Source organism: Pseudomonas azerbaijanoccidentalis (assembly GCF_019145495.1).
Classification (GTDB): domain Bacteria; phylum Pseudomonadota; class Gammaproteobacteria; order Pseudomonadales; family Pseudomonadaceae; genus Aquipseudomonas; species Aquipseudomonas azerbaijanoccidentalis.
Genome location: NZ_JAHSTU010000004.1, coordinates 179,187 through 203,789, shown reverse-complemented (window position 1 = coordinate 203,789; position 24,603 = coordinate 179,187). Strand labels below are relative to the sequence as shown.

The window sequence follows — 24,603 nt, the reverse complement described above, 5'->3', positions numbered from 1 at the left end:
CTTTGCGAGAGGTCTGTGCGTGACTGAAAAGGCTCTGGCATGAGCCTTTCAGAGGGGCAGAATTAATCGTGTGTCAGCCCCGAAGAAACTTCATACAGATTGCGTCCAGTTTCTCCAGACAGTCAGTGCCGGTTTTCTGATCAGCGATTCAATGGGCTGTTTCTGGCGCACGGGCACTGCGACGTTGCCGATAAATGAAGTACAGCGCGGTCAGCACGGTCAGGCCGCTGACCAGTGCGCCGGTCCAGGGCAGGTCTGCGAGATCGGCCCCACTAGCGACTACCAATCCGCCAATCCAGGCACCGGCCGCGTTGCCGAGGTTGAACGCGCTCTGGTTCAGCGTTGAGCCAAGGTTGGGCGCTTCATGGGCTTGATCGATGATCAGCAATTGCAGAATCGGGCAGAGGGCGAACGCAAATATTCCCCACAGCACCAGCGTGATCGCCGCCGGGACGACCGAGTGGCTGGTCTGGCTGAACGCGGCCAACACCAGCACCACGGCCAGCGCCATACCCACGAGTGACGGCAACAAACGGCTGTCGGCCAAGCGTCCGCCGAGCATGCTGCCCGCGGTCAGGCCCACGCCGAACAACAGCAGCATGATCGTCACGCCATGGGGGCTGACACCGGTGATGTCCTGGAGGATCGGCGCGATGTAGGTGAACACGCTGAACAGGCTGGTCGACGCCAGTACGCTCATGCCCAGCGCTAACAGTACGTTGGCCTTGCCCAGCACTTTGAATTCGCTGGCGAGGTTGGCTTTGTCCATCGCAATGTTTTTTGGCAACCAGAGCCACTGGGCAATCGCGGCGATCACACCGATGACCGATACCGCCCAAAACGTCGAACGCCATCCGGCGTACTGACCGAGTGCGGTGCCCAAGGGCACGCCCAGCACGTTAGCCAGGGTCAAGCCTGTGAACATCATGGCAATCGCCTGGGCGCGTTTGTTGGGTGCGACGAGGCCGGCGGCTACAACCGAACCAATGCCGAAGAACGCTCCATGACACAGCGCCGTCACCACTCGGGCGGCCATCAGCGTGGCGTAATTCGGTGCCAGGGCGCAGAGCATGTTGCCGAGGATGAACATCAGCGTCATGCCCAGCAGCGTGGCTTTGCGCGGCATGTTGGCGGTGCCGACCGCGAGGATCGGCGCGCCGAACACCACCCCCAAGGCATAACCGGTGATCAACAGCCCGGCGTGGGGAATGCTCACGGCGAGGTCGCGGGCAACATCGGGCAGCAGGCCCATGATGACGAATTCAGTGGTGCCGATGCCGAACGCGGCAACAGCGAGGGCAAGCAAAGCGAGTGGCATGCGCAAGGTCTCTATCGGTAGTCTTGACGCTCTGATCAGGCATACGCATGCCAGGGCCCGTTCTCGACGAGAGCGGACCAGGGCAGGTTTTTTATTGGAATTAGTCGTGCGCAACTGAGTGCGGCGTGGTCGCTTGCAGTATAAACAGCCACTGACATATGGCGAATCAATTCTCCATCCGCTTTATGTAGGAGCTGTCGCAGGCTGCGATCTTTTGGCTTTTAAAAGCAAGCTCAACGGATTGCACCCTGCGGCAGCTCCTACAGGGGAGGGTGACCAAAAAAGGAGTGTGCCGTGTTTGCGACGGCGTTGGTATTGGTGGCGGCGCTGTTGCACGCGGCGTGGAATACCCTGATCAAATTCAGTGCGGAGCGGCTGTTGGTCGTGGCCTGCATGGACAGCGTGGCACTGCTGTTTGTCGCCATGATGCTACCGTTCGTGGCAATGCCGCCGCTGGAAATCTGGCCATGGATTCTGGCCTCGGCGGCATTTGAGTTGCTCTACCGCTATTTGCTGATCCAGGCCTATCGGGTCGGCGATCTCGGGTTGGTCTATCCGCTGATGCGCGGACTGTCGCCATTGGTGGTGCTGGCGTTGACGCTGATCTTTGCCGGTGAAGTCCTGACGAACCAACAGATTTTCGGAATCCTGTTGATACCGCTCGGCATGCTGTGCCTGCTTTGGCAGGGTGGCGGCGGGGCACGCCTGCCGTGGTCGATGCTGCCGGTGGTGGTGCTGATCGGACTGTGCATCGGTTGCTACACCTTTATCGACGGTCAGGCGTTGCGGCGCTGGTCGCATCCACTCGACTACCTGGTTTGGGTGACGCTGCTCAGCGCCTGGCCGTTTCCGCTGTTGGCCTGGGTGCGCAAACGACCCGCGTTCAAGTTGTTCTGGCGCGAGCAGTGGCGGTTGGGTTTGGCCGTCGGGTTTTGTGTGCTGTTCAGCTACGCTCTGGTGCTGTGGGCCATGCAGCTGGGCTCGATTGCCGAAGCCGCGGCGTTGCGCGAGATCAGCGTAATTCTGGTGGTGCTGTTTGGCATGCGTTACCTGAAAGAACCTTTTGGCGGACCGCGCCTCTTAGCTTGTGGACTGGTGTTGATCGGCATTTTGATCATGAAATTTTGACTGTTCTGAAATCTGAAGAAGGGACTGCTTTATGACGGTTGCTCTGTGGTGCATTTTGATCGCGATTTTCCTGCCCTACATCTGCACGGGCATCGCCAAGGCCAGTGGCGGGTATCGTCTGAGTGACAACCATGACCCCCGGGACTTTCTCGAGTCACTCAACGGTTTGGCCCGGCGCGCGCATGCGGCGCAACTGAACAGTTTTGAAGTGACTCCGGCGTTCGCGGCGGCAGTGATCGTTGCGCATCTGGCGGGCAATGCGGAATTGGTGACGCTCAATGTGTTGGCAGTGCTGTTTATCACCAGTCGGCTGTTGTACATCATTTGCTATCTGGCGGACTGGGCGATTTTGCGGTCGTTGGTGTGGTTCGTGGGGATGGGGTTGATCGTGAGCTTTTTTGTGGTCTCGGCTTAAAAACAAGATCAAAAGCTCGCAGGCTTTGCCAGCTCCTGCATCGACGGTACGCGTACCGGTCCCGTAGGAGCTGGCGAAGCCTGCGAGCTTTTGCTTTTAAGGTTTATCCGCCACCTGAGGCACTTGCGGAAGCGCCGCGCCTTTGGGCCAGAGCAGCCAGATTTGTCCCTGTTGCTTCATGTCCCCCGCCAGTTGTCCCGCCGCCTCGCCGGTGCCCCAGAACAAATCCGCCCGCACTTCGCCGGCAATCGCGCCGCCGGTGTCCTGCGCCGCGACCGGTCGCACCAATGCGCTGCCGTCCGGTTTGGTGGTCGACAACCACAGCAGGCTGCCCAGCGGGATGACTTTGCGATCCACTGCTGCACTGTAACCCGCCGTCAGCGGCACATTGAGCGAGCCGCGTGGCCCTTCATTGCTGTCCGGGTTGCGGGTGAAGAACACGTAGCTTGGGTTGCTTCCCAACAGCTCGGGGATGCGCGACGGATTGGCCTTGGCCCAGTCGCTGATCGCGCCCATGGTCACGTCTTCTTTCTTCAGTTCGCCTTGCTCCACCAGCCAGCGGCCGATGGGACGATACGGATGACCATTCTGGTCGGCATAGGCAATGCGCAACTGGCGGCCGCTGTCGAGCTGGATCCGACCCGAGCCCTGGATTTGCAGGAATTGCAGGTTCATCGGATCGGTCAACCAGGCCACGACGGGAGCCTTGACCCCTTTGGTTTCAATCGTTGCCGCATCGTCGTAAGGCTTGAGCACGCGACCTTCAAGACGACCGCGCAGGCGTTTGCCTTTGAGTTCCGGATAGATACTGTCGAGGGAGACGATGATCATGTCCTCGGGGACGCCATACACCGGCACATTGGCAACGCTGGTCTGGGTCAGGCTGCCGGGGTAGACCGGTTCGTAGTAGCCGGTGATCAAGCCGTTCGGGTTGTCGTTGGCAGCGCGCAGGCCGTAGACGTCGAGGTTCTGCTTGAGGAAGCCGCGAATCTCATTGGCAGTTTGCGGTACGTTGGCGGCCGCAGCACAAGTGCCGCCCCAGACCGGGTCGGCCTTGAGGCGAGTACAGGCGCTGCGCCAGGAACCGAAACCGGCGACGAGGTCGGTGTCCGACACTGCCGGCAGGGCGTCCCATGTGGCACTGGAGTATGTGGCCAGCGCATGGGTTTTCGGTTGTTGCTTGTCGCCACCGGTGCAACCTGCGAGCAGGGCCACCATCGGCAGGGTCCAGATCAGGCTGTGACGCCATGCCTTGGAACGGCTGTTCATGGAGTGATTCCTTTGTCGATTACCTGAGTGCTCCATGCGCTCAGGCAACCCGTATTGATAATAGGGCTATTGGTGTTTGCCGGTGACACGAGGATACTGGCCGCCGTTTCCCGTGACCTGAAGCCACCATGACTCTTAAAAGACTTTCTGTTGTATTGCTGGCATGCCTGACGTTGTCCGCGTGTGGCGGTGTCGACCCCAACTCGCCGCTTGGCCAGCGCAAAGCCATTTTCAAACAGATGCTCAAGACCGGCGAAGACCTGGGCGGCATGTTGCGTGGGCGTATTCCCTTCGACGGGGCGAAATTCGCTGACGGCGCGGTGAAGCTCGACGCGTTGTCCCATGAGCCCTGGAAGCACTTTCCACAAGTGCGAGAAGAGGACCATACCAGCGCCACCAGCGATGTCTGGGAAAAACAGGCACGCTTTCAGGAAATGGCCCGCACCCTTGAAGCCGCCACCGGTGAATTGGTGATAGCCAGCAAAGTTCAGCCCTACAAAGCCAGCAACCTGGGGCCGGCGGTGCAGAAGGTCGAAGACGCCTGTAGTGCGTGCCATAAAGAGTTTCGGGATCACTGATTGCTGAAAAGATCTCCGCCTTCGGCGGCTCCTATAAGGGAATGCGAACTCCTGTAGGGCTGCCGAAAGGCTGCGATCTTTTGATTTACTTATCCAGCTCGTCTACCGCTTCCTGCAATTCCTTGCGAGATTCGGCCAGCTTGTCTTTACGCTTGTTGATCTTCTCTGGATCGCCTTTTTTCATGGCCTTGTCGAGGTCGGCCTGACGCTGGCTGACTTCGTGTTTGGCTTCGAGCACTTTGTTTTCCCGTTCTTTTTTCAGCGAAGCGTCGGTGCAGTTGGCAGTGACTTCGCTGAGGGCTTTTTCCAGGCCGGCCTGTTGGTCGGCGTTGCCATGGGATTTGGCCAGCTCGATCTGATTGATGATGCCTTGCTTCTTGGCCGCGCAGCCGGTCAGGCCTGGTGCGTCTTCGGCGGCCATCAATGGAGCGGCCATTACGCTGCAAAGGGTCAACAGGGCCAGCGGTGAAAGAAATTTCATAAAAGCTCCAGGTGAAAAAGGCAATCTTGTCGATGCGGCGATGGCTTGTTTGAGCCCATCGGCACTAGGGGGTTCCCCGGTCGGCTGGCGTCGGCGGTTGCTTGAAACCGTCAATGCCCGCCTCACGCAATATTTCGCTCAGGGCGAGGACCTGCGGCTCGCGGAAAAACGCATTCAACTGCGCCGCGCGCCCCGGACCAATACCGGGTTCGGCCTGCCATTGTTCAATGTCTCGTTGTTCCAGTGCCTGCCATGACCCACCCAACTGTGCCTGCCCCGTAGGCGGTAGGCCCAAGGCTTTCAGCCAGCGGGCGAAGGGGCGATCCCGGGCAGCATTGAAACTGTTCAATAAACGAGCAGCGCTGCGCTCGCCCAAACCATCAATGTTAGCAAGCTCTTGAAGGTCGAGGGTCAACCAATCCAGAAGACTGTTCAGGCTACCTGTTGCAAGAAGTTTTTCCCAAGTGCCGGGACCGACGTGGGACAAGGCCAGGCCCTGTTTGCCGCTGAGCCAGGTCAGGCGTGCGAGAAACTGTTGCTCGCAGCCCGGTGTCGGCTGCCAGCAGCTCAGCGAATGAAAGTCCTGCGCCTGCGGCACACTGATTTCTGCTCGTTCGCTGGCGCGTATCACCACGCTGTCGAGCCTCGGAATCGTCAGGCCGGCCAGGCTGATGGCAACTTGATCTCCGGGGCGAATATCCATTGCCTGCCAGCGTTGCAGTGAGCTCACGCTGACTCGCTTGATTTGGCGGTCATCGAGCATGACCGCAGAAAGCTCCAGCACGGGGGTGATCCGCCCGGTCCGGCCAATCTTGAAGTTAACCTTGCGTACCTCGGCGAGGGCTTGGGCGAAGGGGTATTTCCAGGCGACGCCCCAGTAAGGTGGTTTGGCCTGCCAGCGCTCAGCAGCAGGGCGTTTGCCCTGGCGCAGGACAACACCGTCGCTGGCAAACGGCAGGGGCGAGCGATACCAGTGCTCGCGCCAACGTTCGGCGTCGCTAAATGCGTTGACCGGCTGGTTATAAAGCGCCGTGTCTGCAAAGCCCAGCTCATGCAGTTTTTCGATGCGCTCCGGCATGTTCGCTGGGCCTTCAGGCCACTCCCAGACAAACAGACCGACCCCGGCAGCCTGCTCGGCGCTCAGCATTTTGCGGGCCATCAAACCGGCGACCGTGGCGCGTGCGTTAAGGCTGCCGGCGCGAGTCTGCACGTGATCGGTCAGGCGCCAGTAGAGTTCGCCTTGCACCAACAGGTCCGAAGGCTGGGACAGTTGTTGAGGGATCGCCGGCATCTGGCGAGCCGCAGGCGTCCAGTCCTGGCCCTGCACGCCGTCGCCGCGACTGATGGCTTGAGTCAGCAAGCCCTGGTGATAAATCAGGGTTACGGCTACACCGTCAACCTTGGGTTGAACCCAGATATCCGTGCGGCCACGCAGCCAGTTTTCGACAGCCTGAGCATCGCGCAATTTGTTCAGACCGGTATGGGCGACAGGATGCGCGTACGTCCCGCGTGCGGTGCGTAGCGGGTCTGCTGTTTCGTTCTGGTTGAAGCATTGGCGCCATGCATTGAGCCTCTCACGGGACTGATCGTAGAGTTCGTCGGCGACCAGGGAGCGGCCTTGGCGATGATAGCTGTCGTCCCAGAGAGCGATTTGTTTTTGCAGGGCGGCGATTTCGCTCGAAGCGCGCGTGGCTTGCCAGTCAGGGCATTCAGCTGCGTTGGCATTGAGCCAGGTGAAGATCAGAAAAAAACAGAAAAACAGGCGCGGGAAGGGGAGCATCGAGAGCGTCCTTGCTCAATGGGATGCTTGAAGGTTAGGTCAGGATTCGAGGGTGCCAGGACCGGGTGTTTTGCCGGGTATTTCGGGTGGTTGTACTGGCATCATCTTCAGATCGCCGCCCGGAGCAAGCTCGCCCGCACAGTTAGGCGCAGACAATAAAAAGCCCCGCACGGCGAACCGTGCGGGGCTTTGGGTACCGCCAGGAAAGTCTTACAGGCCGGCAGCGGAACGCAGGTCGTCGGCGCGGTCGGTTTTTTCCCAAGTGAAGGTGGTGAAGGTGTCTTCGCCAACAGTCTTGGTAGCCGGGGTGCGACCGAAGTGGCCGTACGCAGCGGTTTCCTGGTACATCGGATGCAGCAGGTCGAGCATGGTGGTGATCGCGTATGGACGCAGGTCAAACACTTCGCGGACCAGTTTGACGATTTTGTCGTCGCTGATCTTGCCGGTACCGAAGGTATTCAGCGAGATCGAAGTCGGTTGAGCAACACCGATGGCGTAGGAGACCTGAATCTCGCAGCGCTCGGCCAGGCCGGCAGCGACGATGTTCTTGGCAACGTAACGACCGGCGTAGGCGGCCGAACGGTCAACCTTCGATGGATCCTTACCGGAGAACGCGCCACCGCCGTGACGAGCCATGCCGCCGTAGCTGTCAACGATGATCTTGCGACCGGTCAGGCCGCAGTCGCCTACCGGGCCACCGATGATGAACTGGCCGGTCGGGTTGATGTGGAACTGGGTGTCCTTGGACAGCAGTTCGGCAGGCAGCACGTGCTTGACGATCAGCTCCATCACGCCTTCGCGCAGGTCGTTGTACGACACTTCCGGGTTGTGCTGGGTCGACAGAACAACGGCGTCGATGCCGACAACCTTGCCGTTTTCATAACGGCAGGTCACTTGCGACTTGGCGTCCGGACGCAGCCAAGGCAGCAGGCCGGATTTACGGGCTTCGGCCTGGCGCTGCACCAGTTGGTGCGAGAAGGTGATCGGTGCTGGCATCAGCACGTCGGTTTCGTTGCTGGCGTAGCCGAACATCAGGCCCTGGTCGCCGGCACCCTGATCTTCAGGCTTGGCACGGTCAACACCCTGGTTGATGTCTGGGGACTGCTTGCCGATGATGTTCATTACGCCGCAAGTCGCGCCGTCGAAGCCAACGTCGGAACTGGTGTAGCCGATGTCGGTGATCACGTCACGAACGATCTGCTCAAGGTCAACCCAGGCAGTGGTGGTGACTTCGCCGGCGATGATGGCTACGCCCGTTTTCACCAGAGTCTCGCACGCCACACGGGCGAACTTGTCTTCAGCAATGATGGCGTCCAGCACCGCATCAGAAATCTGGTCGGCGATTTTGTCCGGATGCCCTTCAGACACGGACTCGGAGGTGAAAAGGGAGTATTCGCTCATCTCGATGTTTTCCTGAAATTACCGATGGTGAGTGTCGCCAGCCGGCCGCTGAAAGTGGCGGACCTGGATCTGGAAACCATTACGTAAGCCTACATAGAGGCTTTCCCCGGGAACGAGTCCCGCAGCGGTGGCCCAACGGGCCAGATCGTCCTGTTCAAAACCCAACCAGAGATCACCGCAGGCCTCCTTGGCCCAACTCTGGTTGTGGCTACATAACTCTGTCACTAACAGGCTACCGCCTGGTTGCAGCAAATGGGCCATGTGCTTGAGCGCATCGGCCGGTGCGGCAAAGTGGTGCAGCACCATGTTCAGTACTACGCAATCGGCCGTGAGGCTGACGCCGTTCAATGCATCGGCCAGTTGCAGGCTGACGTTAGTCAGCTTGTCGCGTTCGCAGACCTGGCGCGCCAGTTCGAGCATCGCCGGACTGTTGTCCAGCGCCGTCACCTCGGTGAAGCGGCGCGCCAGCTCCGGCAGAAATGCGCCGTCTCCGGGGCCGACTTCAATGGCTGTGGCGCCCTGACCGAAGCTCAGCTTGTCGAGCAGGGCCACCACGCTGTCGCGGTACTGCGGCAGACCGGCGATCAGGTCTTGCTGGGCGCGAAACTTCTCCGCGACCCGTGAGAAAAAGTCCTGGCTGGCCGCCGCACGTTGCCCGTGGACCTGTGCGATGCGCGCCAGTACGTCAGCCGGCAGCGTCAGGTTGTCCACTTCGTCGAGCAGCGCGGCGTGCAGTTTGCCGCCCAGCAACTCGGTGTGGGGCAGGGCCCGACGGTAAAAAATCGCGTTGCCTTCACGGCGGGTCGCCACCAGGTCGGCCTGGGCCAGCACCTTGAGGTGGTGGCTCATGCCTGACTGGCCGATGCCGAAGATCTGTGCCAGCTCCAGCACACCGAACGAGTCGTTGGCCAGCGCGCGCAATACATTCAACCGCAGAGGGTCGCCGCCAGCCTTGCACAAGGCCGCCAGCTCATCGCAATCGTCATGTTGAATGGAAGGCACGCGTAAGTTCATAGGGCCGGCAGTCTAGTCATGGGTCGGAAGCATCGCAAGAGCAATATCAAAAAGTTTTGATATTGCTCGATAGATGGCACTTCTTGACGTTAGCTTCAGTCAACAAACGAACGGCGGAAAGGTTTCACCCACCGAAACCGTCGTTATCGATTGGAAAAACGCCCTCAGATGACTATCTGTCATTGCCCCGAGGCGTCCCGGTGAGGGAAAATGCTCGCCTTTTTTCCGTTTCGATTTACTCACTCTTGTTTCAGAATCCCAGGAGAACAGCGATGCCTAGCCGTCGTGAGCGTGCCAACGCCATTCGTGCCCTCAGCATGGATGCCGTGCAAAAAGCCAACAGCGGCCATCCCGGTGCCCCTATGGGTATGGCAGATATCGCCGAAGTGCTTTGGCGCGACTACCTCAAGCACAACCCGAGCAATCCATCGTTCGCCGACCGTGACCGCTTCGTGCTGTCCAACGGTCACGGCTCGATGTTGATCTACTCGCTGCTGCACCTGACCGGCTACGACCTGTCGATCGAAGACCTCAAGCAGTTCCGCCAACTGCACAGCCGCACCCCGGGCCACCCGGAACTCGGCTACACCCCGGGTGTTGAAACCACCACCGGTCCATTGGGCCAAGGCCTCGCCAACGCCGTGGGTTTTGCCCTGGCTGAAAAAGTCCTGGCTGCCCAGTTCAACCGTCCTGGCCACAACATCGTTGATCACCACACCTATGTGTTCCTGGGTGATGGCTGCATGATGGAAGGCATTTCCCACGAAGTCGCTTCCCTGGCCGGTACCCTGGGCCTGGGCAAACTGATCGCCTTCTACGATGACAACGGCATCTCCATCGACGGTGAAGTCGAAGGCTGGTTCACCGACGACACCCCGAAGCGTTTTGAATCCTACAACTGGCAAGTGATCCGCAATGTCGACGGTCACGACCCGGAAGAGATCAAGACCGCGATCGAGACGGCCCGCAAAAGCGAGCAGCCGACCCTGATCTGCTGCAAGACCACCATCGGCTTCGGTTCGCCGAACAAGCAAGGCAAGGAAGACTGCCACGGCGCTCCACTGGGCGACGCGGAAATCGCTTTGACCCGCGCTGCGCTGAAGTGGAACCACGGCCCGTTCGAAATCCCGGCCGACATCTATGCCGAGTGGGATGCCAAGGAAGCCGGCCGCGCCGTAGAAGCCGAGTGGGACCAGCGTTTCGCCGCCTACTCCGCTGCATTCCCGACCGAAGCCAACGAACTGGTGCGTCGCCTGAGCGGCGAACTGCCGGCCGACTTCAGCGAGAAAGCCTCGGCTTACATCGCCGAAGTGGCTGCCAAGGGCGAAACCATCGCCAGCCGTAAAGCCAGCCAGAATGCCCTGAACGCGTTCGGCCCGCTGCTGCCTGAGTTCCTTGGCGGCTCGGCTGACCTGGCCGGTTCCAACCTGACCCTGTGGAAAGGTTGCAAAGGCGTCACCGCCGAAGACGCCAGCGGCAACTACATGTACTACGGCGTGCGTGAATTCGGCATGACCGCGATCATGAACGGCGTTGCCCTGCACGGCGGCCTGGTGCCTTACGGCGCGACCTTCCTGATGTTCATGGAATACGCCCGCAACGCAGTGCGCATGTCGGCCCTGATGAAGCAGCGTGTCATCCACGTCTACACCCACGACTCCATCGGTCTGGGCGAAGACGGCCCGACTCACCAGCCGATCGAGCAACTGGCCAGCCTGCGCTGCACGCCGAACCTCGACACCTGGCGTCCAGCCGATGCCGTTGAATCGGCCGTCGCCTGGAAAAACGCTCTGGAGCGCAAGGACGGTCCTTCGGCCCTGATCTTCTCGCGTCAGAACCTGCAGCACCAAACCCGTGATGACGGCCAGATCGCCGACATCAGCCGTGGTGGTTATGTGCTGAAAGACTGCGCAGGCGAGCCTGAGCTGATCCTGATCGCTACCGGTTCGGAAGTCGGCCTGGCTGTTCAAGCCTTCGACAAGCTGACCGAACAAGGTCGCAAGGTTCGTGTGGTTTCCATGCCGTGCACCAGCGTGTTCGATGCCCAGGACGCCGGCTACAAGCAATCGGTCCTGCCGTTGCAGGTCAGCGCCCGTATCGCCATCGAAGCCGCTCACGCGGACTACTGGTACAAGTACGTCGGCCTGGAAGGTCGCGTGATCGGCATGACCACCTACGGCGAGTCGGCCCCTGCGCCTGCCTTGTTCGAAGAGTTCGGCTTCACCCTGGAAAACATCCTGGGTCAGGCTGAAGAGCTGCTGGAAGACTAAGCACCGTGCGGTGGTCTCACGACCACCGCCGTCCCGGTAGGAGCTGCCGCAGGCTGCGATCTTTTGATCTTGATCTTCAAAACCAAGATCAAAAGATCGCAGGCTCGTTTCACTCGACAGCTCCTACACGGGATTGTGTTGTTAGCGAATACTATCGAGAACCCCATGCCTCAACCGCGTCCCTACAAAGTTGCACTCAACGGCTACGGCCGGATTGGTCGTTGCGTCTTGCGTGCGTTGTTTGAGCGAGGCGCGAAAGCCGGGTTTGAAATTGTCGCGATCAACGATCTGGCCGATATGGCCAGCATCGAATACCTGACACGCTTCGACTCTACGCACGGGCGTTTCCCCGGTGAAGTGAAGGTCGATGGCGATTGTCTGCATATTAATGGCGACTGCGTGAAGGTCCTGCGCAGTGCCACCCCAGAAGGCATCGATTGGGCGTCGCTAGGCGTCGATCTGGTCCTGGAGTGCTCCGGCGCTTACCACACCCGCGAAGACGGCCAGCGTTTCCTCGACGCCGGTGCTCCGCGTGTGCTGTTTTCCCAGCCGATGGCCAGCGAGGCCGATGTCGACGCCACCATCGTCTACGGCGTGAACCAGGATTGCCTGACCGGCGACGAACTTCTGGTATCCAATGCCTCCTGCACCACCAACTGCGGCGTACCGCTGTTGCGTCTGCTGGATCAGGCTATTGGTCTGGAATACGTGTCGATCACCACGATCCACTCGGCGATGAACGATCAGCCGGTGATCGATGCCTATCACCACGAAGACCTGCGCCGCACCCGTTCAGCGTTTCAATCGGTGATCCCGGTGTCCACTGGTCTGGCGCGCGGCATCGAACGTTTGTTGCCGGAACTTGCGGGGCGAATTCAGGCCAAAGCCGTACGTGTGCCGACGGTGAACGTGTCTTGCCTCGACATTACGATGCAAACCGTAAGCGATACCGACGCCACCGAGGTCAACCGGATCCTGCGCGAGGCTGCCACCAGCGGCCCGCTCAAAGGCCTTTTGGCCTACACCGAGTTACCTCACGCCAGTTGTGATTTCAACCATGACCCACATTCGGCGATCGTCGATGCCAGTCAGACCCGCGTTTCCGGCCCACGGCTGGTTAACATCCTGGCCTGGTTCGACAACGAATGGGGTTTTGCCAACCGAATGCTGGACGTTGCAGAACACTATCTGCAAACAGCCTCTCCATCATCAAAACAGTAACTCAGGAACTGCGACCCATGACCGTGTTGAAGATGTCCGACCTCGATCTGCAAGGTAAGCGCGTACTGATCCGCGAAGACCTCAACGTCCCAGTCAAGGACGGTGTAGTCACCAGCGATGCGCGAATCCTGGCTTCGCTGCCGACCATCAAGCTGGCCCTGGAAAAAGGCGCGGCCGTAATGGTTTGCTCGCACCTTGGTCGTCCGACCGAAGGTGAGTTCTCGGCCGAGAATAGCCTCAAGCCAGTCGCCGACTACCTGAGCAAGGCCCTGGGCCGCGAAGTGCCGTTAGTGGCTGATTACCTGGGCGGCGTCGACGTGAAAGCGGGCGACATCGTGCTGTTCGAAAACGTGCGCTTCAACAAGGGCGAGAAAAAGAACGCTGACGAACTGGCCCAGCAATACGCCGCCCTGTGCGACGTGTTCGTGATGGACGCCTTCGGCACCGCTCACCGTGCCGAGGGTTCGACCCACGGCGTGGCCAAGTTCGCCAAAGTCGCTGCTGCCGGCCCTCTGCTGGCTGCCGAACTGGATGCACTGGGCAAAGCCCTGGGGGCTCCGGCCCAGCCAATGGCAGCCATCGTTGCCGGTTCCAAGGTATCGACCAAACTCGACGTGCTGAACAGCCTGAGCCAGATCTGCGACCAACTGATCGTTGGCGGCGGCATTGCCAATACCTTCCTGGCCGCTGCCGGTCACCCGGTAGGCAAATCGCTGTACGAGCCGGACCTGCTGGACACTGCTCGTGCCATCGCTGCCAAGGTCAGCGTTCCGTTGCCGGTTGACGTCGTGGTGGCCAAGGAATTCGCCGAAAGCGCTGCAGCGACCGTCAAACTGATCGCTGACGTAGCCGCGGACGACATGATTCTCGACATTGGCCCACAGACCGCTGCCAACTTCGCCGAGCTGCTGAAATCGTCGAAAACCATCCTATGGAACGGCCCGGTCGGCGTGTTTGAATTCGACCAATTTGGTAACGGCACCAAAGTGCTGGCCCAGGCCATCGCTGAAAGCTCGGCGTTCTCCATCGCGGGTGGTGGCGATACCTTGGCTGCCATCGACAAATATGGCGTTGCTGAACAAATCTCCTACATTTCTACCGGCGGCGGCGCGTTCCTCGAATTCGTCGAAGGCAAAGTGTTGCCAGCCGTTGAAGTCCTGGAAAGCCGGGCCAAGGCCTGAGGCCGCCCGTTTGACCAGGCAAGGGAGTGGTGAAATGGTCAAGACGATAGCGCTGTTGATCGTCGCCGGTTCGCTGGCGGCTTGCGGGAGTAACCCGAAAGCCACCCCGGAACCGGCGCCGTCTTCGCCCCAGAATGGTTGCTACCAGGCCGACTGGCAGGCGGAAACCAATCCGGTGCTCAACAAGCGCTCCGGGCCTGATGGCCTGGACAAGTACGAGACACAGACTCCCGCCAAGGAACATGGTTGTCCTTGACGGGTCTGACTCTTTACTCAGGGCCGGTGGCGTGTGCCGCCCGCCGAGGAACACGGATGAAAGGTTTTATCGCCATTACGGCGCTGGCACTGCTGGCAGGGTGCGCCAACTTGAACCCGTTCCAGTCGTCAGCACCTGCTGACAACTGGACCACCTGGACCTGCGACAGTCAGGCCAAGGTGTTGTGGCGCTACACCGACGACACCCACCAGCAAGTCGACGTTCGCCTGGGCGGCGCCGATCAGGTTTACCGCCTGAAAGAAGAGCCCGGCGCCTCGGGTTCGCTGTACAGCGACAACATGCTGGCGTTTCACATAAAAGGTGAGGAAGGCCTGGTTTACTGGGTCGCCACCAATGATTTGATTGGCCGTGGCTGTAAAGCGCAGTAATTGACACACCGCAGGCCTAAAGTGGGAGCGAGCGTGCTCGCGATAGCGGTCTGACAAGCGCTGCAATGTTGGCCGCAAGATTGCTATCGCGAGCAGGCTCGCTCCCACAGGGGACCTGCGTTGTTCTGAAGATTTTGTACCACCGGATTCGCAGCCCGGGTTTAACCCCCGATCTGCAATAACTTGAATAGCCGCCGCCGCTCCGGCAGGCTGGCACGATTAACGACCCTCAACCGGGAGAGACACACACAATGGCACTTATCAGCATGCGCCAGATGTTGGACCACGCAGCCGAGTTCGGCTACGGCGTTCCAGCTTTCAACGTCAACAACCTTGAGCAGATGCGCGCCATCATGGAAGCCGCTGACAAGACTGACTCCCCGGTGATCGTCCAGGCTTCGGCCGGTGCTCGCAAATACGCCGGCGCGCCGTTCCTGCGTCACCTGATCCTGGCAGCTATCGAAGAATTCCCGCACATCCCGGTGTGCATGCACCAGGACCACGGCACCAGCCCTGACGTCTGCCAGCGCTCCATCCAACTGGGCTTCAGCTCGGTGATGATGGACGGTTCCCTGGGCGAAGACGGCAAGACCCCGACCGACTACGACTACAACGTCCGCGTTACCCAACAAACCGTAGCCATGGCTCACGCCTGCGGCGTTTCGGTAGAAGGCGAGCTGGGCTGCCTGGGTTCGCTGGAAACCGGCATGGCCGGTGAAGAAGACGGCATCGGCGCTGAAGGCGTTCTGGATCACAGCCAGATGCTGACCGACCCGGAAGAAGCCGCTGACTTCGTAAAACGCACTCAGGTGGATGCCCTGGCCATCGCCATCGGCACCAGCCACGGCGCCTACAAGTTCACCAAGCCGCCTACCGGCGACGTGCTGGCCATCGACCGCATCAAAGAAATCCACAAGCGCATTCCGAACACTCACCTGGTGATGCACGGTTCGTCTTCGGTTCCGCAAGAGTGGCTGGCGATCATCAACCAGTACGGCGGCGACATCAAAGAAACCTACGGCGTACCGGTTGAAGAAATCGTCGAAGGCATCAAGCACGGCGTGCGCAAGGTCAACATCGACACCGACCTGCGTCTGGCATCCACCGGCGCGATGCGTCGCCTGATGGCCACCAACCCGAGCGAGTTCGACCCGCGTAAATTCTTCGGCGCCACCGTCACCGCCATGCGCGACGTGTGCATCGCTCGCTACGAAGCTTTCGGCACCGCCGGCAACGCTTCCAAAATCAAGGCGATCTCGCTGGAAGGCATGTATCAGCGTTACCTGAAAGGTGAACTGAACGCGAAGGTCAACTAAGCCGCTTAGGTTTTAGTTTCATAAAGAACCCGCCGAAAGGCGGGTTTTTTATTTATTCGATCAGGACGGGTTAAAATTGTGACCATATGGGAGTACTAAGATTGATTGTGGTAATTTCGAAACGTTATTAAGTTCTGGTATTTGTGACAGGTGACAGGTTAAATATTTAATTTTAATTTACCAGCTAAATGTGACATTGATGCCCGATTGGTTCTTCGTTGGTTACATACTTGGCGGAAGGGAGAATTAGAATGAACTCATTGCAAGTGAGGTTTATTGTGCCTGTGATTATGCTTGCCCTGCACAGCAGCGCCAATGCTGCCAGTGATCCTGAATGCTTAACACTATGGGAGGCGACGACCGCTTCCGAAAGCTGCCGACTATTAAGTGATTTGACTAAAATGCAAAACGAATCGGGTGTATTTCAGTGCAGGGTCAACGTCTCATGTATTGCTCCCGGTACGTATACTGAAAAACCGGGATCGTTATATTCACGAGAAATTAGTAATAGGATGAATAGTGACCTCGCATGGCCGATAAGTTTAATGAAGGGGGGATTAAACAATTGCAATGGGATGCTGACTTTTCGGAGTTGCTAGATGGGGGTATGGTTTGGAAAGGAAATTGAGCCGGCATAAAAGGGGAGCGACGGTGCCAGTCGCCCCCTTTTTATGGATGCTGAATTTTAACTAAGGTTTTAGATTTTTTTATAAATATTTCTAACAGATGCGAGTTTTTTATTTGTCGTGATCTATATCCAACTTGCTAAATGTCACTTTCCCGCCTTCACTGGTGTACCCGGTGTTGTCCTGCACGTACACCCCGGCCTTGAAGTACAACGGTTTGTCTCGCCAAGTGGCGCTGATGTTGGTGTCCCACTGGTAGCCCGCTGCGCTTACGCCCAGTGCACCGCCGGGGCTGAGGTGGATGAGGTAGTTGAATTCACGGTTGAGCTTGATGCCGGTGGCGAGGGTGATGACCCGGCTTTCGGCATCGCCGGGGCGCATGCGCACTTTGATGACGAGGTTGCCGGTTTCGCTCGCGGTTTTGTATTGGTATTCGAGTTTGACCATCGGCTTCTGGCTGTTGTATGCATGGATCTGCCCGATGACGATCTTGCCCGAACTGGGCACCTGGTTCACCGCCAGCGTGGCGTGCAGCAGGTTGTCGGCATCCGGGTAGTACCAGTTGCGCAGCGTGCCGTTGCTGTAGGTTTCCCGCAGTTCGGTGCGCGGATAGATGGCGTTTTCAGTTTTTGAACCGGTTACCGGTGACCAGAAAAACAGAGTGCCGGTGTCGGAGTGGAAGTATTGATCCTTGAAGCCGTCCACCAATTTTGAGGTTTCAACGGTGTACGGCGGACTGCCGACGGGAACGCTAAGGTTCCAGGTTGCGAGATCGATCATAAAAAGCTTCCACGGATTTTGCTGCACGCACGTGCCAGAAGCTCTAGCACGCGCCTTGGAGGGCGGTCTTTATAAGCGTAGGCGGCCGCTTTGTTAATCTCGGACTGACAGATGGATGACGTCAAAATCCTGTTAAATGGCCATCCTTCCCGGTTTTAGCGGCCTCCAGAGACGACCGTTAGTCGGCGAATTAACCCTTTAGTTAGATGATGGCGTACTGACAGCTTCTGATTTTATTGATCCCGGTCTAGAGTGAAGGCACAGTATTTGTCCGGTTTTCACGAGAAACCGGCCTGACGTCCCGAATAGAGAAGCAGCATGGAATGCGCGCACCCACCGCCAATTGAAGGCAACTCAACGTTATTGATCGTCGACGATTACCCTGAAAACCTGATCAGCATGCGCGCGTTGTTGCAGCGCCAGGACTGGCAGGTCATCACCGCTGCCTCGGGTTTCGAGGCACTCGGCTTGCTGCTTGAACATGATGTCGATCTGGTGCTGCTCGATGTGCAGATGCCAGGCATGGATGGTTTTGAAGTGGCGCGCCTGATGCGCGGGAGCCAGCGGACCCGACTCACGCCGATCATTTTCCTGACCGCCAACGAACAGTCCCAGGACGCCGTGATCAAGGGCTACGCCAGCGGCGCCGTGGATTACCTGTTCAAACCGTTCGATCCGCAGATTCTCAAGCCCAAAGTCCAGGCGTTGCTAGAGCATCAGCGCAATCGCCGTGCCTTGCAGCGCCTGAGCCACGATCTGGAGCTCGCTCGCGCCTTCAATGCCTCAGTGCTGGACAACGCTGCCGAAGGCATTCTGGTGGTCAGCGAGGACGGTCTGATCCGCTTCGCCAACCCGGCGATGTCGCGGCTGCTCAGCGCCACGGTGCAGGAACTGCAAGGCAAGGAATTTCTGGATTTCCTGCAAAAACCGCACATTGCGGTGTGGGCCGATTCAGACTTGCTGGCCGGCTACAAACGCGGTGAGACGTTGCGCCTGCATGACGCACTACTGCGTACCGCCCCCGGCCAGCAAGTACCGGTGGCGTTGTCCTGCGCACCCTTGCCTGCCGAGCAGCATGCAATGGTCGTGACCGTGCTGGACATGTCCGTAGTACGTCACTTGCACCAGCAGCTTGAGTTTCAGGCGGTGACCGATCCGCTGACCGGGTTGCTCAACCGCCGCGGTTTTTACCAGACCGTGGAAAACCTGCTGTTGCGCGGCGAGCGAACCGACAGTGCCTGGGTCCTGATGTACCTTGATCTCGACGGTTTCAAGCGGGTCAATGATTCCCTGGGTCACGATGCCGGCGATCGGGTGTTGCGCTGGGTCTCCGAGCAATTGAAGGCTTGCTTGCGGCCCTTCGACATCCTGGCGCGCATGGGCGGTGACGAATTCACCGCGTTGCTGGATCTGGAGTTCCCAGAGCAAGCGGCGAAGATCGCCGAGAAGCTGATCGAGCGCGTATCGATCTGCCAGCAAATCGACGGTCTGGACATCGCGCTGGGCGCGAGCATCGGCATTGCCACGTTCCCCGATTGCGGCGCCAATCTGGACGGCTTGCTGCGGGCTTCAGACATCGCCATGTATGAAGCCAAGCGCGCCGGTCGTCAGCAGTATCGCTTCTACGATCATGAAATGAATGGTCGGGCCCGCTCACGACTGATGCTGGAAGAAAGCGTGCGCGACGCTATCGAGAACCGTGATTTCAACCTGGTGTATCAACCGCAGGTGGCCATCGCCGACGGGCGGATTCGCGGGTTTGAGGCACTGTTACGCTGGCAGCATCCAAGCGTGGGGGACGTGCCGCCGGGGCTGTTCCTGCCGTTGCTGGAAGAGGCGCGGTTGATCAGCCGCCTGGGCAGCTGGATTTACCAGCGCAGCGCCGGGCAGCGTAAAGCCTGGGAAACCCTGTTTGCCGAAGACCTGGTGCTGGGTGTCAGCCTGAGCAGTACGCAGTTTGCCATGCCCAACCTGGTCACCGAGTTGCGCCAGGTGTTGGAACGACATGGCCTGAAGCCGCGTCATCTGGAAGTTGAAGTGACGGAAGACGCCCTGACCCACAACCCGGAAGAAACTCGCAAACAGCTGCGTTTGCTGCGCAACCTCGGGGTCAGGGTGGCGCTGGATGATTTTGGTTCCGGCCCTTGTTCGATGTCCCATTTGCGTGACCTTGAGCTGGACACGCTGAAGCTTGATCGCCACTTGATCGCCCGTCTGCCCGAGTCTTCCCGGGACGCGGCGCTAGTGCGCAATGTGATCGAGTTGTGCAAACAGTACGGCATGCTGGTGATTGCTGAAGGGGTTGAAACCGTTGAGCAATACCAGTGGTTGCAAGCCAACGGCTGCGAGTATGTGCAGGGTTTTCTGGTGGCGCGGCCGATGATGGCCGAAGACACCGGGCACTTTGCGCAGCCGTTCGACTGGAGCGCGTTGACCGGCTGAATTCGCTACACTGGCGACCTCTTCATGATGTGTGTTGCCGCTGCGATGACTGCGTTGAAATACCTCCAGGCTTATCCTGCTTCCTTGCAGGACCAAGTGCGCCAGCTGATCGCTGAGGGTCGGCTGGGCGACTACTTGAGCAAGCGCTATCCGGAAAAGCACGGTGTGCAGAGCGACAAAGCGCTATACACCTACGCACTGGATCTCAAGCAGGAATATCTGCGCAACGCTCCGGCCATCGACAAGGTGCTGTTCGACAACCGGCTGGACCTGACGCACCGCGCCCTCGGTTTGCACACCACCATTTCCCGAGTGCAGGGCGGCAAGCTCAAGGCGAAAAAAGAAATCCGTATCGCCTCGTTGTTCAAGGAAGCGCCTTCCGAATTTCTGAAAATGATCGTGGTTCACGAGTTGGCGCACTTCAAAGAGTCCGACCACAACAAGGCGTTCTACAAGCTGTGCGAGCACATGCTGCCGGGGTATCACCAGGTGGAATTTGATGTGCGGGTCTACCTGACGTGGCGGGATTTGCCGGCGCCCACAGGCACGTAGGAGCTGCCGCAGGCTGCGATCTTTTAAGGAGTGTCAGATGGACGTTAGCAAGACCAAGAGCAGCTTCTACCGCCGCTTGTACGTGGCGTACCTGATCGATAGCGGCCTGGCCAGCAGCGTCCCCGCGCTGACCGATGTCACCGGCATGCCCCGACGCACCGCCCAGGACACCATTGCCGCGTTGGCGGACCTGGACATCGTTTGTGAATTCGAGCAGGAAGAGGGCGCGCGCAACCATGCCGGACGCTACCGGATTCGCGACTGGGGGGCGATTGACCGGGGGTGGATAGAGCGTAATTTGCGGCAGATAAAAAACGTGTTGGAGTATCCCTGAGTTTCTCGCTGCCAGTGCTGACGCTATCGCGGGCAAGCCCGCTCCCACAGGTTCCGAGGCGGGTTGCAAATTAGCGCTGCGCTCGCGTTCACTGTGGGCGCTGGCTTGCCAGCGATAGCATCCTCAGGAACGCCGCATGCCAATGTGCGGAATGCCATCCTCGACATACTCCTCACCCGCCACCACAAACCCGTACTTCCCGTAATACCCCTGCAAATGCGCCTGGGCCGAGAGATAGATCGGCATATCGGGCCAGCGTTTTTCGGCCTGTTTGAGTGCTCGCTCCATCAATTCATGACCGAGCCCTTTGCCTCGACCCAGCGGCGCAGTCACCACCCGGCCGATGACCACGTCGCCACCCTGTAGTTCGGGGTCGAGCAAACGCAAATACGCCACCAGTCGATCCCCGTCCCAGCCCATCAAATGGCAGGTATCACCTTCCAGATCCTGGCCGTCGATGTCCTGATAGATGCACTTCTGCTCAACGACAAACACTTCATCACGCAACTGCAAAATGGCATAGAGCTGTTCTTTGCCCAGATCGCTGTGGTGTTTGCAGACCCAATCAATTGTCATGTTCTGATTTCCTGAAAACGTCCCTCCGATACTAAGCGTCCAGGCGCTGGATGTCTTTATGGCAGAGAAATCTGTGATAAAGACCAAAATGCCATCATTCATTTCGCGCGGCGCTGACTTCTTTGTGTAATCTGGGATTACGCGATGCGCAGTGGCTTCAATGAGCTACCGTTTAGTGCCTGTTTGTGCCGTTACTGGATCTTGGGGTTTTGGCTGAAAACACGTCGGGTAGCCGCCCGCTAAGGATTTTCTAGCATGCCGCGATTGCATCGAGCCTTTGCTTTGATTGGATTGCTGTTGCTGACTCAAAGTGCGGCAGCAGAAAAGCTGCGGCTGGTGGCTGATGCCTGGCCGCCGTTCACCGACGCGACATTGGTCAATGGCGGGTTGGCCACGGACATTGTCAGTACCGCACTGGCGCGCGCCGGCTATGCCAGTGATTTCGAACAGGTGCCTTGGGCGCGCGCGCTGCTGGGCGTGACCGAGGGGCGCTACGACGTGCTGATCAACGCCTGGTACACCGACGAGCGCACGAAACTGGGGAAATTCTCCGGTGAGTATCTGGTCAATCGCGTGCGCTTTCTCAAGCGCAAAGATGCGCCCATCGAATTCAATAATCTGCAGCAACTGCACACTTATCCGATTGCAGTGGTGCGCGGGTATGCCTACTCACCGGCGTTCGATGAAGACCCATCATTCCAGAAAATTCCGGTACACAGTTTTGCAATGGCCGTGCGGATGGTTGCCGCCGACCGGGTCAAGCTGACGCTGGAGGACGAATACGTCGCGCGGTATTACCTGGCCCGTGAGCCTGCCAAAGTGCGCAATGCCGTGGAGTTCCTGCCCAAACCATTGAGCGAGAACGGCCTGCACATTTTGGTCAGCCTGAAGAACCCTAAACATGAGCAAATCGTCGCCGGCTTCGACCGGGCGATTGCCGCGATGAAGGCGGATGGCAGTTATGAGCGGCTGTTAAAGCAGCATGGGATGTAGCGGCAGATCGCATTTTTGTAGCAGCTGCCGAGCCTGCGAGGCTGCGTTCGGCTGCTACAAAAGTCCGTGCATCAATCCTCGCTCGTATCCTTGATCAAATGCGCGGCAAGCGTGCGCAATGGCCCCAACTGCCGACAGATCAACGCCAATTGCGTCTGCACCAATCGTTGGCCTTCATCGATTTCATCGGGCATTTGCTCAAGTTCATTGGCCAGCGCTTCTTCCTCATCGCTCTGAATCGCAATCGCGGATTTGCTCGCCAACCCTTGAGCGATTTCGTCGATGCTGATGGCCAGTTTCACCCCGGCGTTTTCAATCAAGTGCTCGCGCACATCGGCCGGTAATTGCGTTTCTCGGTGCGCACCCAGGCCGGACAGATAACTGAGCAAGGTGTGCGACAGCACCAGAAAACGAAACCCCACATCCGCTTCCTTACGGAAATGCCCTGGCTCCATCAGCATGTTGGCCAGGGTGGTCGACAGCGCCGCGTCAGCGTTGTGTGCGTTGCGCCGGGCCAGGCGATACGCCAGGTCGTCGCTTTTGCCGGCGGCGTATTGCTGCATGATTTGACGCAAGTAAATGCTGTTGCAGGTCAGGGTGTTGGCCAGCACTTTGTTCAGGCGTCGACCCTGCCAGTCCGGCAGGAACAGGAACACCGCGAGCCCGGCGATCAGGCTGCCGAGCAAGGTATCGAACAGACGTGGCAGGAACAGCCCGTAACCGTCACCGACCTGATTGAAGCAAAACAGAATCATCAAGGTGATTGCCGCCGTCGCCAGCGTGTAGCGGGTGGTGCGGTTGGTAAAGAACACAATGCCGGCGGCGATGGCGAAACACGACTGGATCAGCGGATTGGGGAACAGGTCGAACAGCGCCCAGGCCAGGGTCAGACCGATGGCAGTGCCGATGATCCGCTGCCCGAGTTTGCGCCGCGTAGCGCCGTAGTTCGGTTGGCAGACAAACAGCGTGGTGAGGATGATCCAATAACCCTGGGACGGGTGGATCAAGTGCACCATCGCATAGCCGATGCTCAACGCCAGGGGCAAACGCAGGGCATGGCGGAACAGCAGCGACGTCGGCGTCAGCTGGGTGCGCAAACGTATCCACACGTCCTTGAGGCTGCGCGGTGAGCGATCGAGCAAGCTGCTGTCGGTGGCGTCCGCCAGGGCATCGGGGTTGCTGGCGTCGCTGAGCAAGCGGTCGAGCGTACCGAGGTTCGCCGCCAGCGCCCGAAGTGAGCGCAGCAAGCCGCGCCAGGCCGGGTTGCTCTGGATGCGCAAATGTTCGAGGGAGGCGTGCAGGTCGCCCAAGGCTTCGGCGAAACTCGCGTCATAGATGAACGGCTGGCGCATCTGGATCGATTCGGCCAGTGCCCGGCAGGCCTTGCCTTGCTGGCGCAGCAGGCGCTGACAGCGGAACAGCACGTCGCTGTGAAAGAAGGCATCGGCCAGGGCGTTGTAAGGGTAGTGCGAAGAACTGGCGCGCTCGTGGATGTCTTGGGCGAGGAAGTACAGTTTCAGGTAACGGCTGACTTTCGAGCCTGGCCGACCGTTGCCGACCCGGTGCAGGATAATTTCCTTGGCAGCGTTCAGTGCTGCAACGACCCGGCCGTTTTGTTGCGCCAGTTCCAGTCGCCGCGCTTCCACGTCCATCTGGCGGATCGGCTCGAACAGTGAGGATTTCAGTTTCAGGTAAAAACCCAGCTCGCGGAACAGCCGCGCCAGGCTCTGTTGCACCGGCTGATTGGAGAACAGCGCCTGCCACAGCACCGAGAGCACGCCGTACCAGGCCGCACCGGCCACCAACAGCAGGGGCTCGTGCCAGAAGTCGGTGACCGCGCCACCGCGTTGGTCCACGCCGATCATGGTGTAGACCGACAGAATCAGCGTCGCCGAGGCAATTGCCCCATAGCGTTCGCCCAGCGCGCCGAGCATGGTCAGGCAGAACGCGGCAAGGGCAAAGGCAATGATGAAGAGATAGGGGTAAGGGAAGAGCAGTTCGACGGACAGGGCGGCAACGGCGAAACACACCAGCGTTACGGCCAATGCGTTGAGGCGGCCCTGCCAACTGTCGTCGGTCTCGGCCAGGGCGCTGGCGATAATCCCGAGGAACAACGGGATCAGCAGCCCCATTTCATCCTGATACCAACACAGCGCCATGGTGCCGGTCAGGGCGATGAATACCCGCACGCTGTAGCTGAATTTATCCAGCGCCCAAAGGCGACGCAGAGACTGACGGAACGAAGTCGATGACATGAAGTGCGAAGGCCTTCCGAGGCAATGA

Annotated in this window: 22 protein-coding genes; 13 read left to right on the top strand and 9 right to left on the bottom strand. The window is 59.1% G+C overall.

Annotation, left to right across the window (positions count from 1 at the left end):
* Positions 1-148: 148 nt before the first annotated feature.
* Positions 149-1,318, bottom strand: coding sequence for an MFS transporter (locus tag KVG88_RS15085; protein WP_150701717.1), 1,170 nt, complete (start codon positions 1,316-1,318; stop codon positions 149-151).
* Positions 1,319-1,612: 294 nt separating this feature from the next.
* Here KVG88_RS15085 and KVG88_RS15080 point away from each other — a divergent pair, with 294 nt between their 5' ends.
* Both KVG88_RS15080 and KVG88_RS15075 read left to right on the top strand, forming a co-directional pair.
* Positions 1,613-2,446, top strand: coding sequence for an EamA family transporter (locus KVG88_RS15080; protein ID WP_150701716.1), 834 nt, complete (start codon positions 1,613-1,615; stop codon positions 2,444-2,446).
* A 31-nt stretch (positions 2,447-2,477) separates the two neighbouring features.
* Positions 2,478-2,861: an MAPEG family protein gene (locus KVG88_RS15075; protein WP_150701715.1), complete on the top strand. Its 384-nt coding sequence runs from the start codon at positions 2,478-2,480 to the stop codon at positions 2,859-2,861.
* A gap of 96 nt (positions 2,862-2,957) precedes the next feature.
* Here KVG88_RS15075 and mltA read toward each other — a convergent pair whose 3' ends face one another.
* Positions 2,958-4,130, bottom strand: a complete 1,173-nt coding sequence (gene mltA, locus KVG88_RS15070) for a murein transglycosylase A (RefSeq protein ID WP_217871927.1) — start codon at positions 4,128-4,130, stop codon at positions 2,958-2,960.
* A 128-nt stretch (positions 4,131-4,258) separates the two neighbouring features.
* Between mltA and KVG88_RS15065 the strand changes: the two genes are divergently transcribed.
* Positions 4,259-4,708, top strand: coding sequence for a c-type cytochrome (locus KVG88_RS15065; RefSeq protein WP_075946268.1), 450 nt, complete (start codon positions 4,259-4,261; stop codon positions 4,706-4,708).
* Between the two features lie 85 nt (positions 4,709-4,793).
* Here the strand turns inward: KVG88_RS15065 and KVG88_RS15060 are convergent, their stop codons facing one another.
* From KVG88_RS15060 to KVG88_RS15045, 4 genes are all read right to left on the bottom strand, one after another.
* On the bottom strand, positions 4,794-5,189 hold the full coding sequence (locus KVG88_RS15060; protein ID WP_150701712.1) for a DUF1090 domain-containing protein: 396 nt from the start codon (positions 5,187-5,189) through the stop codon (positions 4,794-4,796).
* A gap of 64 nt (positions 5,190-5,253) precedes the next feature.
* Positions 5,254-6,969 (bottom strand): NAD-dependent DNA ligase LigB, encoded by a 1,716-nt coding sequence (ligB, locus tag KVG88_RS15055; protein WP_217871926.1) that lies wholly within the window; start codon positions 6,967-6,969, stop codon positions 5,254-5,256.
* A gap of 210 nt (positions 6,970-7,179) precedes the next feature.
* Positions 7,180-8,370: a methionine adenosyltransferase gene (gene metK, locus KVG88_RS15050; protein WP_150701710.1), complete on the bottom strand. Its 1,191-nt coding sequence runs from the start codon at positions 8,368-8,370 to the stop codon at positions 7,180-7,182.
* An 18-nt stretch (positions 8,371-8,388) separates the two neighbouring features.
* The gene (locus KVG88_RS15045; RefSeq protein ID WP_150701709.1) at positions 8,389-9,384 is read right to left on the bottom strand and encodes an ArsR/SmtB family transcription factor; all 996 of its coding nucleotides are present in this window, start codon (positions 9,382-9,384) and stop codon (positions 8,389-8,391) included.
* Between the two features lie 272 nt (positions 9,385-9,656).
* Between KVG88_RS15045 and tkt the strand changes: the two genes are divergently transcribed.
* From tkt to fba, 6 genes are all read left to right on the top strand, one after another.
* A complete protein-coding gene (gene tkt / locus KVG88_RS15040; protein ID WP_150701708.1) occupies positions 9,657-11,654 on the top strand; it encodes a transketolase in 1,998 nt (665 codons plus the stop codon).
* A gap of 165 nt (positions 11,655-11,819) precedes the next feature.
* Positions 11,820-12,875, top strand: coding sequence for an erythrose-4-phosphate dehydrogenase (epd, locus tag KVG88_RS15035; RefSeq protein ID WP_150701707.1), 1,056 nt, complete (start codon positions 11,820-11,822; stop codon positions 12,873-12,875).
* A 17-nt stretch (positions 12,876-12,892) separates the two neighbouring features.
* A complete protein-coding gene (locus tag KVG88_RS15030) occupies positions 12,893-14,056 on the top strand; it encodes a phosphoglycerate kinase (RefSeq protein ID WP_217871925.1) in 1,164 nt (387 codons plus the stop codon).
* A gap of 34 nt (positions 14,057-14,090) precedes the next feature.
* A complete protein-coding gene (locus KVG88_RS15025; protein ID WP_217871924.1) occupies positions 14,091-14,312 on the top strand; it encodes a hypothetical protein in 222 nt (73 codons plus the stop codon).
* 56 nt (positions 14,313-14,368) lie between these two features.
* Entirely contained in the window at positions 14,369-14,701 is a 333-nt protein-coding gene (locus tag KVG88_RS15020) for an MliC family protein (RefSeq protein ID WP_217871923.1), read from the top strand.
* Positions 14,702-14,952: 251 nt separating this feature from the next.
* Complete coding sequence (fba, locus tag KVG88_RS15015; protein WP_007981624.1) at positions 14,953-16,017, top strand: class II fructose-bisphosphate aldolase; 1,065 nt, start codon at positions 14,953-14,955, stop codon at positions 16,015-16,017.
* 737 nt (positions 16,018-16,754) lie between these two features.
* On the opposite strand, the gene KVG88_RS15010 is transcribed toward fba, so the two are convergent.
* Entirely contained in the window at positions 16,755-17,423 is a 669-nt protein-coding gene (locus KVG88_RS15010; RefSeq protein ID WP_150701702.1) for a polysaccharide lyase family 7 protein, read from the bottom strand.
* A gap of 318 nt (positions 17,424-17,741) precedes the next feature.
* Between KVG88_RS15010 and KVG88_RS15005 the strand changes: the two genes are divergently transcribed.
* From KVG88_RS15005 to KVG88_RS14995, 3 genes are read left to right on the top strand one after another with little or no spacing between them, the layout of a single operon-like run.
* Positions 17,742-19,865 carry a putative bifunctional diguanylate cyclase/phosphodiesterase gene (locus KVG88_RS15005; protein WP_217871922.1) on the top strand — a complete coding sequence of 708 codons (2,124 nt, stop codon included), beginning with the start codon at positions 17,742-17,744 and terminating at the stop codon, positions 19,863-19,865.
* 45 nt (positions 19,866-19,910) lie between these two features.
* The gene (locus KVG88_RS15000) at positions 19,911-20,417 is read left to right on the top strand and encodes a M48 metallopeptidase family protein (RefSeq protein WP_217871921.1); all 507 of its coding nucleotides are present in this window, start codon (positions 19,911-19,913) and stop codon (positions 20,415-20,417) included.
* A 37-nt stretch (positions 20,418-20,454) separates the two neighbouring features.
* Positions 20,455-20,751: a winged helix-turn-helix domain-containing protein gene (locus KVG88_RS14995; RefSeq protein ID WP_217871920.1), complete on the top strand. Its 297-nt coding sequence runs from the start codon at positions 20,455-20,457 to the stop codon at positions 20,749-20,751.
* A gap of 123 nt (positions 20,752-20,874) precedes the next feature.
* Here KVG88_RS14995 and KVG88_RS14990 read toward each other — a convergent pair whose 3' ends face one another.
* Complete coding sequence (locus tag KVG88_RS14990; RefSeq protein ID WP_150701698.1) at positions 20,875-21,327, bottom strand: GNAT family N-acetyltransferase; 453 nt, start codon at positions 21,325-21,327, stop codon at positions 20,875-20,877.
* Positions 21,328-21,582: 255 nt separating this feature from the next.
* Between KVG88_RS14990 and KVG88_RS14985 the strand changes: the two genes are divergently transcribed.
* Complete coding sequence (locus KVG88_RS14985; protein WP_150701697.1) at positions 21,583-22,320, top strand: substrate-binding periplasmic protein; 738 nt, start codon at positions 21,583-21,585, stop codon at positions 22,318-22,320.
* 71 nt (positions 22,321-22,391) lie between these two features.
* Here KVG88_RS14985 and yccS read toward each other — a convergent pair whose 3' ends face one another.
* A complete protein-coding gene (gene yccS / locus KVG88_RS14980) occupies positions 22,392-24,575 on the bottom strand; it encodes a YccS family putative transporter (RefSeq protein ID WP_150701696.1) in 2,184 nt (727 codons plus the stop codon).
* Positions 24,576-24,603 lie beyond the last annotated feature (28 nt).